This is a genomic window from Pedobacter sp. AC402 (genome assembly GCF_979252805.1).
In genome coordinates this window covers 25,370-38,264 of sequence record NZ_CEEDAI010000005.1, presented here as the reverse complement: position 1 = coordinate 38,264, position 12,895 = coordinate 25,370, and the positions used below count along the sequence as shown (strand labels likewise).

Sequence of the window (12,895 nt, the reverse complement as noted above, 5' to 3'; positions counted from 1 at the left end):
TTGTTTTTTTTAGCTTTTTGAAATATTTATTCGAAAGCTTCAAATCTCTATTTAAATTTTTCAGATTCGGCTTTCATTCTAGCTATCCGTTGTTCCAATTCTTCCGAACTCATGTTTTCACGTAAGCTATCTACTTTAATTGGAAAGGATAATGGTGTAAAACTTTTTGGGTTGGTAATCACAATCGCACCATCCTGTATCCGGTTTAACGCTGCTGCCAACCTTGGCTCTTCCAGCTGCTGATAAAATACCTCATCGTAAGCCTGACGCAAAAGTAAATTTTGTTTGTCATAATCGCTAAAAACATTGAAAAACAAACCTGCCGATGACTGGAGATGTTTATTTGCGACATATTTACCAGGATAACCCTGAAACACAAGTCCGGAAATACAAGCAATATCCCTGAATTTACGTCGGGCCATCTCAGTAGAATTTATACTTAAAGTAATGTCTTCAGTTAAATTTTTTGGTGAAAAAACTTCGTATGCAATTGATTCATCCATAGGGATTTCTGTTTCGCTGAGCAGTTCAAAACCATAGTCGTTCATAGCGATTGAAAAACTGATTGGTAAAAGCTTACTTAAACGATAGGCTACCAATGCTGCTAAAACCTCGTGTACCAACCGGCCTTCAAAAGGATAAGCAAATAGGTGAAAACCTTCTTTGTTATTAATCAGCTCAATTAACAACTCATCGTTTCTGGGTACATGCGAGCGTTCCTCCTGTAGAAGAAACAAAGGATAAATAACATCCAGCTCTTCATCCTGGTGCGTTTTATCCAGTGCTTCATTGTATTTTTTGCGCAAAACCGACCCCAGGTTAGAGGATAAGGGCAAACGGCCACCATTCCAGCTGGGCGAAACTGCATTTTTTTGCTTGCTCACCCTCACCACAACTGTCATATCTTTAACCTGGATAAATTCTAAAACCCTACCGGCCAAACGGAAATTATCCCCGGCTTTTAAACGGGTAACAAAATATTCTTCCACCATGCCAATGTAACCGCCAGAAATGAATTTAACTTTCAGCATTGCATCACTTACAATTGTGCCAATATGCAACCTGTGCCGCATAGCCAGCTGCCTGCTTTTGACTTTCCAAAGCCCATCTTCGTCTTTTACTACCTTTTTAAATTCCGTATAGGCACTTAAACTATCACCACCCGAGGTAATAAATTGCATTACCCAGGTCCATTCTTCTGGTAAGATAAGTTTGAAAGCGTGTGTATTTTTAATTTCTTCAAATATAATTTTATCATCAAATCCATCACCTATGGCCAATGTAACCAGATATTGAACCAGGGTATCAAAAACCATAATAAAGGGCTCACGACTCTCTATATTGTTAGTTTTAGCCGCTTCTTTGATCGCAGCAGCTTCTACCAATTCCAAAGCATGAGTAGGAAGAAAATATATTTTCGAAGTTTCATGCGGGGAGTGACCAGAGCGGCCAGCCCTTTGCAAAAAACGGGCAACCCCTTTTGGAGAACCCACCTGAACAACAGTATCAACAGGCTTAAAATCTACACCTAAATCTAACGATGAGGTTGCAATAACCGCTTTAAGCTGCCCGGTATGTAGCGCATCCTCAATCCAGTTTCGAAGCTCAAAATCAATAGATCCATGGTGTATGGCAATCCGTCCGGCCAGTTCGGGTTCGATATTCAGCAAATGTTGATACCACATTTCTGATTGTCCACGGGTATTGATAAAAATTAGGGTGGTTTTACTTTTCTCAATGATAGGCAGGAGTTTAAAAGCGAGTTTTAAACCTAAATGGCCTGCCCATGGCAATGTTTCGATATCATCAGGTAAAATTGATTTAATTACAATTTTCTTTTCTAAATCGGCCTTTACAATGATTCGTTTAGCCTCTAAATTGGGTTCTAATACATCCAGAGCCTCATCAATGTTACCAATTGTGGCCGAAATGCCCCAAATTCTTAAAAACTGATTTTTTTCTAGTTTTTGTAAACCTTTTATCCGAGATACCGCAAGTTCTACCAGTACGCCGCGTTTACTCCCTAAAAGTTCATGCCATTCATCAGCTACAATACATTTAAGGTTTCTGAACAAAGTTGATGAACCTTTTTGTGCGAGTAATAAATGCATGCTTTCCGGGGTAATCAACAAAATTTCCGGCATCGACTTTTTCTGCTGTAATTTTTCTGCCTGAGAAGTATCGCCATTACGTACACCAACATGCCAATCCAGTTCCAACTCCAATAAGGTTTCGCGCATGGCCCTTGCAATGTCTTTTGCTAAGAAGTTGGAGAGGGGTAATCCAAATTAACTGTAAACGGTCTTTCGCTTTTTTATTATTCGCTTCTGATGCGTTTAAAGCTTCAATAACCACTGCCAAAAATAAAGAAAAGGTTTTACCGAAACCTGTAGGTGCATTAACCAAACCACTGTAACCATTAAGATAATATTGCCAGGCATCTTCCTGAAACTGAAATGGCTTACGTTTTTTAGTCTTTAGCCAGGTTTTTATCTTTTTATAACCTTTGGTTTTGGTTTGGTCCATGATTAAATACTGTTTCTTATAGTTATATTCCTTGGTCTGGGTAATCACAGACCGAAAAATTCTCGAATTATAAATAATAGTCTGTGCAGATACAAAGTATGGCTTATTTTTTTTGAAAAGCAATAATAGTAGTCCTTCGGTTACAGCAGCCCCGCCATACGCTTTACCTTTTTTGTGATTTTTCTTTTAACATCAATTATATTCCAGCAAAAAAGGGTATCGCTACTATCGGGTTTAAAATCGTGAGGCAAGCTGTTCAATCTAAACCACCCCCTCAGTCTGTGTCATCAAAACCTCGCAGGTTTAAAAATACCTATTTCCTCGGTCTGTGTCCCCAAAGACCGAAATTTTCAACTTTCGACTAATAGGTCAGTTTAGACACAGGCCATGAAAAAACGAATTATAAAGTAGATTGCAGCAACTGCCTCAAATCTTCCAAAGTATTAATTTCATCGGCTTTTTTATCTTTTCTCCACCGCAATATACGTGGAAAGCGCAAAGCCAAACCTGCTTTATGCCTTTTACTTTCAGCAATTCCTTCAAATGCAATTTCAAAAACCAGTTCGGGTTTTACTGTACGTACAGGTCCAAATTTTTCAATTGCATTTCTGGTTACGAACGAATTTACTTCTTTAATTTCTTTATCTGTTAAACCTGAGTAAGCTTTAGCAATCGTCACGAGGTTTTCTCCATCACGAACAGCAAAAGTATAATCTGTAAAGAAATTCGCCCTTCTACCACTTCCTTTTTGTGCGTATATCATTACGGCATCAACCGTATATGGATTAATCTTCCACTTCCACCAATCGCCACGTTTTCTGCCACTATGATAATGGGAAGTTAGCTTTTTAAGCATAATCCCTTCACTGTTGATTGATCTCGAAGTTTGCCTTAATTCGGCAAGTTCTTCCCACGAACTGCATTTAATTACAGGAGATATTATTACGGGGCTTTCAGCTAAGCCACCAATTAACTTTTCAAGTATTTTCCGTCTTTCACTCAAAGGTTCCTCTCTGGCATCTTTGGCTTCATATTCTAAAATATCATAAACAAAAAATCCAATAGGTGCATCTTCCAGTTGTTTTTTACTAATTGTTTTACGGTTTAAACGTTGTTGTAAAGTGCTGAATGATAAAACCTGTTTATCTTGTACAGCCAATATTTCCCCATCTAAAACCACTCCATCCGGCAAAACATCAATCATAAAATGCAGTTCAGGAAACTGTTCGGTAACCAGTTCTTCGCCACGGCTCCAAATAAAAAGTTCGCCGTTTCTTTTTACAATTTGCCCCCGGATGCCGTCCCATTTCCATTCGGCTTGCCATTCTGAAACATCCCCCAGCTTTTCCGGTTCTTGCTCTAAAGCATAAGCCAGGCAAAAGGGGTAAGGCCAGGAGTTATCGGTATTTACATGAATGCCGTTTATCAATTCATTGAAGGTAATTTCGTAGGGATTCCATTTTCCCATAATGCTGTGCATAATCTGCGCGCTATCTAAACTGCTTTGCTTGGCTAATGCATTTACCAGCATTTTATTGGAAACGCCAATTCTGAAATTACCGGAGATTAATTTATTAAAGATGAAACGTTCCTGGGTTTCGAGTTTGTTCCAGGCATTTAAAATAAAATCTTTTTTTGTTTCGTCGTCTTTACCTTCCAGATTGTGCAGGTCTTCTATCCATTTATGCAGCTGAAAATCTGAGGTGTTTTCGGCTGGTGGCAACAATAATGCAATGGTTTCACTTAAATCGCCAACATTCGAATAACTTTCGGCGAATAGCCATTCCGGAGTTTCGGTTATATCTATCGCCCAATACTTAAGTAATGCCGATTTAATTGGCCTTTTGGGTTTTTTACCAGTAAATAAGGCAATTACCCATACTTTATCTTTATCATCGGCATAATTGAAATAATCAACCAATGCTGCGATTTTATCGTTGGTTTTATTGCTCAGTTCGAGCTGTTGGATTAGTTTTGCAAAACGTTTCATAGTTATTTACTTTCGTTTTGATCGGCTAAATCCACTTTATTTTCTTCATCGTCTTCCTGCCCAAATTTGGTTAATACTTCAGCAGCTTCTATGCCCTCATCATTTAAAAACCGACTAAATGCAGCTGTAAAACCATGGGTAACATATACTTTTTCGGCTCCGGTTGCAGTAATGGCTTCCATTAGGCCAGGCCAGTCTGCATGGTCGCTTAGCGCAAAACCTGCATCGGCACTTTGCCAACGGCGGTGTGCATCTACCTGCATCCAGCTAGAACAGATTCCGGTAACCGGATGTGATAAATTTTTAATCCATCGGCTATCGCGCATGGCAGGTGGTACAATTACAATGCCTTTCTGCAATTCATCTTTTGTGGTTTCTGGTGTAATCCTAATGGTTTGAGGAAGATTAACACCGGCAGCAATAATTACTTCATTTAAATTCGCAATACTATTGTGTACATAAATTGGTATATCGCCAGCCAGGTTTTTAATTAAACGTTGCGCTTTGCCCAAGCTATAAGCAATTAATACGCTTGTTTTCTGCTGAGTAATGTTATCATTTACCCAACTTTTTATACCATTAAATACCATTTCCTGCTTTTGCCATTTGTAAACAGGAAGGCCAAAAGTACTTTCGGATACAAAAGAATGGCACTTAACTGGTTCAAAGGGCGTAGTAATGCCATCATCTTCAATTTTATAATCACCAGAGATCACACAAATTTCTCCTTTATATTCCAAACGCACCTGTGCTGATCCAATGATATGTCCGGCAGGAAAAAATGAAATATTAACGCCGTTTCTAATTATATTTTCACCGTATTCTAAAGTTTCTACGTTTAAATCTTCACTTATCCTGCGTTTAATAATTGGTTTGGTTAAAGTGTGGCAGAGGTAATATTTATTACCAAAGCGAACATGATCGCTATGTCCGTGGGTAGTTACAGCATAATCTACAGGCCACCAAGGGTCTACATAAAAATCACCTTGTTTACAATAAATGCCTCTTTTAGTAAATTCGATTAATGCCATAGGTACTAAACAATAAATTTGTTGATTAGTTTTAAATCAATATCGGCTAAATACCCGATAATTTAAAATATCGGCTAATTACCCGATAAAACGGAATATCGGCTAATTAGCCGATATCAACTTTGAAATATGAATAATTAGCACGATATTGTATCATGATTTGTATTATAACAGGCGATATAATAGGCTCAAGAAAGATTAAAGATAGCTGGTTATTGAGTTTAAAAAATGCTTTAAAAGTAGTTTCGGGGCAGCATGGCAAGTGGGAAATCTTTCGTGGCGATAGTTTCCAGGTTGAGGTTCCCCCAGAAGATGCAGTTAAAACTGTTGCTTATTTAAAAGCATGTATCAGGACAAATAAACCTGCGGATGTAAGAATGGGGATAGGTATAGGCGGCATCAAAAATAAAAGGAAAAAGCTTTCAGAATCCAGTGGAGAGGCTTTTATTAACTCGGGAGCGGCATTCGACAGTTTGAAACAGGCGAAAACTAACTTAGCCATTAAAACAGATTTTCCTGATTTTGATGAAGAGATTAATATAATGATTAAACTGTCGTTAATTGCAATGGATAACTGGGGAGTGGTAGCTGCAGAAATGGTAAAACTTGCCCTGGAAAATGAAAATCTGTTACAAAGTGAATTAGCAGCTATTTCTGGAAGAACACAATCATCAGTAAGTGAAGCACTTAAACGCGCACGTTATATCGAAATTATGGATATGGATAGGCTTTACCGTAAAAAATTGAAACAAATGATTTTAAAATAATGGATATATATTTGATTAAACTGATTATTGCCCATTTAATTGGAGATTTCTTTTTGCAGCCCAGCACTTGGGTAAAAGATAAGGAAAGCAAGAAATTGAAATCAACAAAATTATACCTGCATGTGGCCATCCATGTAATTTTGATATTTCTTATTTTCTTGAGTTTTGGCGTATGGAAAGTTGCTTTATTGATCGGAGTTATCCATTTGCTTATCGATGCGCTAAAATCAATTTTTCAGACGAAAAAAAATGCACGAATACTGTTTTTTATTGACCAGGTTTTACATTTTACCTCCATAGTAGCGGTATGGCATATTTTTTACAAAGGAAGTTTAGATATCAGTTTTTTAAATGAAACCCGCACATGGGCTTTAATTTCGGGTGCAATGTTTTTAACCATGCCCACCTCAATCATCATGAAAGTGATTATCGATAAATGGATTCCGGATAATCAGCCAGATAGCCCAAAATCGTTACAGAATGCAGGTAAGTACATTGGAATATTAGAACGGGTACTTATTTTTCTTTTTATCCTTACCAACCATTTTGAGGCTGTAGGTTTTTTACTTGCAGCTAAATCAATTTTTAGATTTGGAGATCTGAAAGAAGCACACGACCTCAAATTAACAGAATACGTATTGATTGGAACTTTGTTAAGCTTTGGAATTGCAATTGTAACTGCCATGCTTATTCAAATGTTTATTGCATAAAAAAAGCAGCCCGAAAGCTGCTTTTCAAAATTTTTATCTTGCTCCCGGAGGACAGTTTTCCTTTAAAAACTTGGTATAAGTTAAGGATAAATGCTCGCTTGTTCCTTCTCCTTCAGAGATACTGTGGGTACGGTTTGGGTAACTCATCAATTGAAAAACTTTTCTGTTTTTAATCAATTCATTAATTAACATTTCGGCATTTTGATAGTGCACATTATCATCGCCAGTACCATGGATGTACAATAAATTACCCTTTAAGTTTTTAGCATAAGTAACAGGAGAGCCTTTTACATAAGCTTCTTTACTTGGAAAAGGTGTACCCATATAACGTTCCTGGTAAATATTATCGTAAGTTAACTGGTTGCCAACTGCTGCAATTGCAATACCTGTTTTGTAAATTTCAGGATATTGAAACATCAGGTTTAAAGTTGAAGAACCTCCACCGCTCCAGCCCCAAACAGCTACACGGTCTTTATCCATAAAAGCATTGGTAGCCAATAATTTTTTAGCGGCCATGGCCTGATCGCGGATATTGATTACGCCAATATTTTTATAAATGCTTTTACGCCAGGTACTGCCTTTCGGAACCGGTGCACCTCTGTTATCCATCGAGATATAGATATAACCATCTTTTGCCATATCACCTGCATACAGGAAATTTCTTCCTGCACCATAGGTATCAGATGCTGTTGCCGAAGCAGGTTCACCATAAACATAAAATACAACCGGATATTTCTTGTCAGGATTAAAATTATCAGGTTTTTTCATCCAACCGTCCATTTCAATGCCATCTTCAGTAGTTACTTTAAAAAACTCAACCTTATTTTTAGCTGCTTCTTGTTTGGCCAATTGAGTAGTAATGCTTCCGTCCATAGTAAATGGATTACCAGTTGTAAAGTTCATCCATTCTGTAATCGGTTTAACAATAGAACTATTATAAGTGTGGCGGGCAAAAGCGGCATTTGGAGAAATATCGTAACTGTGTGTACCTGGTAAAATAGAAGGGGTAACCTGCTCTAATTTTCCTTTTCCATCTAACTTGGTTTTAAAAAGATATTTCTGGGTTGCATTTGTTGGAGAGGCAAGAAAATAAACCATGTTATTTTTAACATCAATCAGTTTTACATCAGTTACATCGTAGTTTCCTTTTGTAACTAATGTTTCTTTTTTTCCGTCAATACTTATTCTGTAAAGGTGGTTCCAGCCGTCTTTATCAGATACAATTGTAAATTCTTTATTGTCGTTTAACCATTTCCATTCATCTTGCGGATCGATCCAAGCTTTGGCCTTTTCAGTATAAATTGCTTTTGCGGTGCCGCTAGCTGCATTACAGATAAAAACTGTGCTTTCATTCTGCTCTCGGTTAAGCTGTTGTAAAATAATTTCATTACTATTTGGTACCCATTGCATACGCGGGATGTAATGCTGAATATTATCCCCAGGAACAGCCAGCCAGTTTGTTTTGGCGGTTGCTACATCAACTACACCAACCTTACAAGCAGATGGGTTTTCGCCAACTTTTGGATACTCAACAGGAATCGTGTATGGATAAATAGAATCAGTATTATTGATCATTAAAAAGTTTTTGATTTTTGTTGCATCAATTTGCCAATAAGCAATCGATTTTCCGTCAGGGCTCCATCTAAAACCATCACGGCAATCAAATTCTTCTTCATAAACCCAATCGAAAGTACCGTTAATCATACGGTCGGTACCATCTGTAGTTAAGGCTTTAGAGCCTGACCCATCAATATTTTCTACATACAAATTGTGTTTGCTAACGTAAGCCACTTTACTTCCATCCGGAGATAATTTTGCGAACATTAATGAAGAGGCCGGCTTATCTTTTCCAATCTGGGTAATTTTATTGGCTGTTAAATCTGCCAACCAATAATCACCGCGGGTATCGTAACGCCAAACTTTTTTGCTATTGGTATAAATCAAAGCTTTGGTGCCATCATCTGAGAGCTGAAAACTTCTTACCGCAATTGCATTATCCTTGCCTGCGGGTGTTAATAATGCTCTTGATATAATAGTTTTCCGATCGCTTTTAGGAAGTGTTACCGAAACAATTTCTCCACTTGCAATCTGATAGTAAGCGTTACCGTCTTTAGCCCAGTTGATACTTTGAGCCTTTGCATCAGTTAATGCACAAAAAACCATGCAAATAACTGATAATCTGAATAATAAATTTTTAATCATATATAAGTTTTGGACATAAAAAAAGCTTTTCAACTTTCGGGCTAATTTAAATAAAAAGCCTGCAGTTAAAAAGCTAATAATTAGCAGTAATTGGTTAATTATTCACCGCCACCCTGCATTTTTGCTAGATCTTCCATTGTTACCACTTCGTAACCTGTTGGTACTTCTTTAGAAATTACACCAACTTTACCTTCGACAACAGATTTTAATGTTGTAGTGGTTTCTACACCTCTTTGAACCAAAGTATATTTTACTGGAAAAGCAGCTAAACCAGGGAAATAGTTTTGAGAACCTACATTTGGTAATTCGACATCTTTTGTAGCCCAAAGTTCAAGTGCAGTACCTTTTTCATCTTTAAAAGTATATTTTTCTGCGCTAAAACCACCAATAGTCTGTTTTTCGCCAGTAGCTTTAAAATCAGAATATTTCGGGATAGCACCCATTGCTTTTTCAATATCAGCTTTAGTTTGTTTAACGGCAAATTGCTTTTGAGCAACTGGCACATCAATTAAAAGTAAGCCAGTTTTTTCATTGTTATCAGAAACGATCCCAATTAAAGCCGGACCTTGTTCCATTTCAATTTTGGTTAAACCATTGTTAAATTTCATTTTCAGTTCAGCAGGTGGTTCTTGTCCGCCCATTGCTGATTTTTGTTCTTCTGTTAATTTGTAAGTCAGGCCGTAGGTAATTGTACCTTCAGTCATTTTCTTTTGCGCATGGGCGATGATTGCACTACTTACCAGGATTAAAGCAACAACGCTTGTTTTGATTGATTTGAACATTTTTTATTTCTGTTTAGTTATTTACCAGTTAATTTTCTCTTTATTTAAAAAGGCAGAGATCCCTTTCTTAAAATCGTCACTTTCCCTAACACGGGCATTAATTTGCACTGCAGTTTCAAGGCATTTTTCCAAAAGCGGATTGGCCGTTTGCGTAATGAGCTGTTTAGTAATCATTAACGAATTACTAGAGCTTCCGTTACACAAACTTAGTGCAAATTCTCTTACTTTTTGATGAATTTCGGAGGAATTTGTTACAAAATTGATCAAATTATATTTTAATGCCTGTTCGGCAGAAAAGGTTTTTCCGGTAAGCAATATTTCTTTAGCCACAGATTCGCTGACTTTCTGTTTTAAAAAGCAAGATACAATAGCCGGAACAAAACCAATTTTAACTTCGGTATAGCCAAAATTACTTTCAGTAGTTGCAAAAACAATATCGCATATTGTGGCTAAACCGCAACCGCCGGCAATAGCATGCCCTTCTACCTGAGCAATAACAACTTTAGGCAAATAATAAATGGTTGTAAAAAGTTTTTTTAAGTGATTGGAATCAGCAACATTTTCTTCGAAGGTATTGTGTTGCAACTGTTGCAGGTAAGCTAAATCTGCGCCGGCACTAAACGAATCTCCATTGGCATTTAATACAACAACTTTAACAAGATCATCTTCTGATGCAATGATTAAGGCTTCGGTTAGTGCAGCAATGAGCTGAGGATTTAGGGCGTTTCTTTTTTCAGGTCTATTTATGGTTATTGTCGCAATTCTATCTGCAACATGATATAAAACCAGATTTTCCATGTTATTGAGTTAATTGCACCAAATATGCTTTATTTTTCTTTAAAACATAGGCAGCCAAATGATTATTTTTCACAACTTTTTTAAAAATTTCAATCTTATAATCTTTGTTAGTGGCATCAATTAAAACATTTTTATACTTTATATTAGCACTTAACGCAGCAAGCTTGAATTTTGTATTTCCACTGATCCACAGGCAAGAAAAATCTCCATTCCCCTCTATTTTTTTATAATTTAATGCATCATTTATTATTAATATTCTATAATCAGCAAATACAATTTGATTATTTTTTAATATAAAATTGCCCTGAATGGTATCTCTCTTTAAATCAATTAACGAAATCTTATCAACCTGTAGCTGCGACAATGCTGGTTTAACAAAATAATCATAGTTTTTGTCCGTCTCATTTAAATCTGTAACCAAAACACAATTTCTTTCGTTAATAAATGCAGCTGCATAATTTTTTCTAAGTGAAAAAAAAATGATCTTTTGCTGATGATAAGTCTTCAAATCATCGTTTATAATTAAGGTTTGATAGCAGACAAAAAAGAATAGTGATGAAAATATAAACTGTTTGTTGAATTTTGCCAGACCATAAATAAATAAACCTAAAGCTAAACTCAGCAATATAAATTCAGGGAGATCAATCCATATAGATGAAAAGGTTGCGTAGGGGAGTTCAGCGATCCACCTGAGTACTGAGTTTGTAAAATTAATTATCCATTCGAAAATTGGCGCTAAAAAGCTAAGCCATGGTATCAGTATCGCAATTCCCAAATACATCATTAATACGAGGGGAATGGTTATAAAAAGATTTCCAAAAAGAAAATAAACAGGAAATTGATGAAAATAGTAAATGCTTAATGGAAATGTAACCAGTTGTGCAGATAATGACATGGCTGTAAAATTCCACAATTTATCTACCCATTTATTTTTAACGTAAATCAGGTTGTATATCTTAGGTTGCAAATAAATCAATCCAAAAACCGCGAGATAAGAAAGCTGAAATCCTACATCCCAAATTAAAAATGGATTGTAAATCAGTTGGCAAAAAGCGGAGAAAGCCAAAATATTATAACTGTTTGTATTTTTAGATAAAACTTTTGCTGTAATTAAAATGCTGATCATAATTGCAGATCGAACAACAGAAGGAGATAAGCCCGTTAACAAAGCATATCCCCAGATTATTGTACAGATTAATATTAATTTCAGAATTTTTAAAGGGCGTTTTCTGTTCATGAAAAGAAATAGAAAATCTAAAACAACGTAAATAATTGCAACATGGGCACCTGATACAGAAAGTGCATGGATTGTTCCTGTTTTGCTATAAGCAGAAAGGGTTTCTTTATTTAAATCTGCACGATACCCCAATATTAACGTAGATGCAACTGCAAATGCTTCATCGCTTTTAATTAATTTTCGATATTTCCTAACTTGTTGTTCTCTTAACTTCAACGCAAATGCTATAAGCACATTACCTTTGTTTTCACCTGTTTTTATTAAATGGCTATCATCTATAAATGCCTGATGGTAAATGTTTTGATTGGCTAACCAGGCTTTAAAGTTAAATTCTGCCGGATTATAAGGTGGCTCAACTTCAGCATAATGGGTCGAAACCATAATTTCATCACCGTAATTTATTTTGAGGGGAGTTACACTGTCTAATCTTACTGCAAAAAGCAAATGGCCTGACAGTTTAATGTGTTGCTCATTTTGGTATCCTGATATTACTTCTGCCTTAAATCTTAAAATATGATTGCTTTTCTGGGGCTCATCTTTAACCCAAACCCTTAAATTAGTATATTTTTTATTTGCAAAGTAATTATCCTTTAGCGTTTCATTATTATGCAAGCAGAGTAATCCTCCAAGGTTGAAAAAAAACACAAAAAATAAAATACCAATTGTTCCTTTATACTGATATGCTTTAAACTTTTTGTAGGTAGAATTTATGATTATAATGCTTGCAAAGCATAATGCTGTGATAATCTGCAAAAACTGCAAACAACTTTTTGTCGCAAAAAAGTAGCATACACCAATTCCAATTACAAACGGCAATAGAATTCTTACAAAAACATATTCAGCCTTAAACAT

At 36.2% G+C, this 12,895-nt stretch carries 10 protein-coding genes; 2 read left to right on the top strand and 8 right to left on the bottom strand.

The genetic code is table 11. The annotated features are described in order from the left end of the window. Positions 1–47 precede the first annotated feature (47 nt). The 4 genes from AC0IWE_RS03825 to AC0IWE_RS03810 form a co-directional block, all read right to left on the bottom strand. Positions 48–2,240, bottom strand: coding sequence for a ligase-associated DNA damage response DEXH box helicase (locus AC0IWE_RS03825; RefSeq protein ID WP_471792006.1), 2,193 nt, complete (start codon positions 2,238–2,240; stop codon positions 48–50). After that, positions 2,188–2,526 (bottom strand): DEAD/DEAH box helicase, encoded by a 339-nt coding sequence (locus AC0IWE_RS03820; RefSeq protein ID WP_471792005.1) that lies wholly within the window; start codon positions 2,524–2,526, stop codon positions 2,188–2,190. Before AC0IWE_RS03820 ends, AC0IWE_RS03825 begins: the two co-directional genes overlap by 53 nt. Before the next feature lie 400 nt (positions 2,527–2,926). After that, complete coding sequence (locus tag AC0IWE_RS03815; protein WP_471792004.1) at positions 2,927–4,516, bottom strand: ATP-dependent DNA ligase; 1,590 nt, start codon at positions 4,514–4,516, stop codon at positions 2,927–2,929. A 2-nt stretch (positions 4,517–4,518) separates the two neighbouring features. Next, complete coding sequence (locus AC0IWE_RS03810; RefSeq protein ID WP_471792003.1) at positions 4,519–5,547, bottom strand: ligase-associated DNA damage response exonuclease; 1,029 nt, start codon at positions 5,545–5,547, stop codon at positions 4,519–4,521. Positions 5,548–5,702: 155 nt separating this feature from the next. Between AC0IWE_RS03810 and AC0IWE_RS03805 the strand changes: the two genes are divergently transcribed. Both AC0IWE_RS03805 and AC0IWE_RS03800 read left to right on the top strand, forming a co-directional pair. After that, positions 5,703–6,314 (top strand): SatD family protein, encoded by a 612-nt coding sequence (locus AC0IWE_RS03805; RefSeq protein WP_471792002.1) that lies wholly within the window; start codon positions 5,703–5,705, stop codon positions 6,312–6,314. Next, entirely contained in the window at positions 6,314–7,024 is a 711-nt protein-coding gene (locus tag AC0IWE_RS03800; protein ID WP_055913828.1) for a DUF3307 domain-containing protein, read from the top strand. The genes AC0IWE_RS03805 and AC0IWE_RS03800 overlap by 1 nt, the downstream gene beginning before the upstream one ends. A gap of 33 nt (positions 7,025–7,057) precedes the next feature. Here the strand turns inward: AC0IWE_RS03800 and AC0IWE_RS03795 are convergent, their stop codons facing one another. From AC0IWE_RS03795 to AC0IWE_RS03780, 4 genes are all read right to left on the bottom strand, one after another. Further along, a complete protein-coding gene (locus AC0IWE_RS03795; protein WP_471792001.1) occupies positions 7,058–9,226 on the bottom strand; it encodes a S9 family peptidase in 2,169 nt (722 codons plus the stop codon). A gap of 98 nt (positions 9,227–9,324) precedes the next feature. Then, entirely contained in the window at positions 9,325–10,008 is a 684-nt protein-coding gene (locus tag AC0IWE_RS03790; protein ID WP_463494911.1) for a DUF4412 domain-containing protein, read from the bottom strand. Between the two features lie 21 nt (positions 10,009–10,029). Further along, complete coding sequence (locus tag AC0IWE_RS03785; RefSeq protein ID WP_471792000.1) at positions 10,030–10,806, bottom strand: enoyl-CoA hydratase/isomerase family protein; 777 nt, start codon at positions 10,804–10,806, stop codon at positions 10,030–10,032. A gap of 1 nt (position 10,807) precedes the next feature. Beyond that, on the bottom strand, positions 10,808–12,895 hold the full coding sequence (locus AC0IWE_RS03780; protein ID WP_471791999.1) for a ComEC/Rec2 family competence protein: 2,088 nt from the start codon (positions 12,893–12,895) through the stop codon (positions 10,808–10,810).

Coding starts and splice junctions, on each gene's coding strand:
- AC0IWE_RS03785 (WP_471792000.1), bottom strand. CDS start 10,806: ATGGAAAATCTGGTTTTATATCATGTTGCAGATAGAATTGCGACAATA.
- AC0IWE_RS03805 (WP_471792002.1), top strand. CDS start 5,703: ATGATTTGTATTATAACAGGCGATATAATAGGCTCAAGAAAGATTAAA.
- AC0IWE_RS03810 (WP_471792003.1), bottom strand. CDS start 5,547: ATGGCATTAATCGAATTTACTAAAAGAGGCATTTATTGTAAACAAGGT.
- AC0IWE_RS03795 (WP_471792001.1), bottom strand. CDS start 9,226: ATGATTAAAAATTTATTATTCAGATTATCAGTTATTTGCATGGTTTTT.
- AC0IWE_RS03800 (WP_055913828.1), top strand. CDS start 6,314: ATGGATATATATTTGATTAAACTGATTATTGCCCATTTAATTGGAGAT.
- AC0IWE_RS03815 (WP_471792004.1), bottom strand. CDS start 4,516: ATGAAACGTTTTGCAAAACTAATCCAACAGCTCGAACTGAGCAATAAA.
- AC0IWE_RS03825 (WP_471792006.1), bottom strand. CDS start 2,240: ATGCGCGAAACCTTATTGGAGTTGGAACTGGATTGGCATGTTGGTGTA.
- AC0IWE_RS03790 (WP_463494911.1), bottom strand. CDS start 10,008: ATGTTCAAATCAATCAAAACAAGCGTTGTTGCTTTAATCCTGGTAAGT.
- AC0IWE_RS03780 (WP_471791999.1), bottom strand. CDS start 12,895: ATGTTTAAGGCTGAATATGTTTTTGTAAGAATTCTATTGCCGTTTGTA.
- AC0IWE_RS03820 (WP_471792005.1), bottom strand. CDS start 2,526: ATGGACCAAACCAAAACCAAAGGTTATAAAAAGATAAAAACCTGGCTA.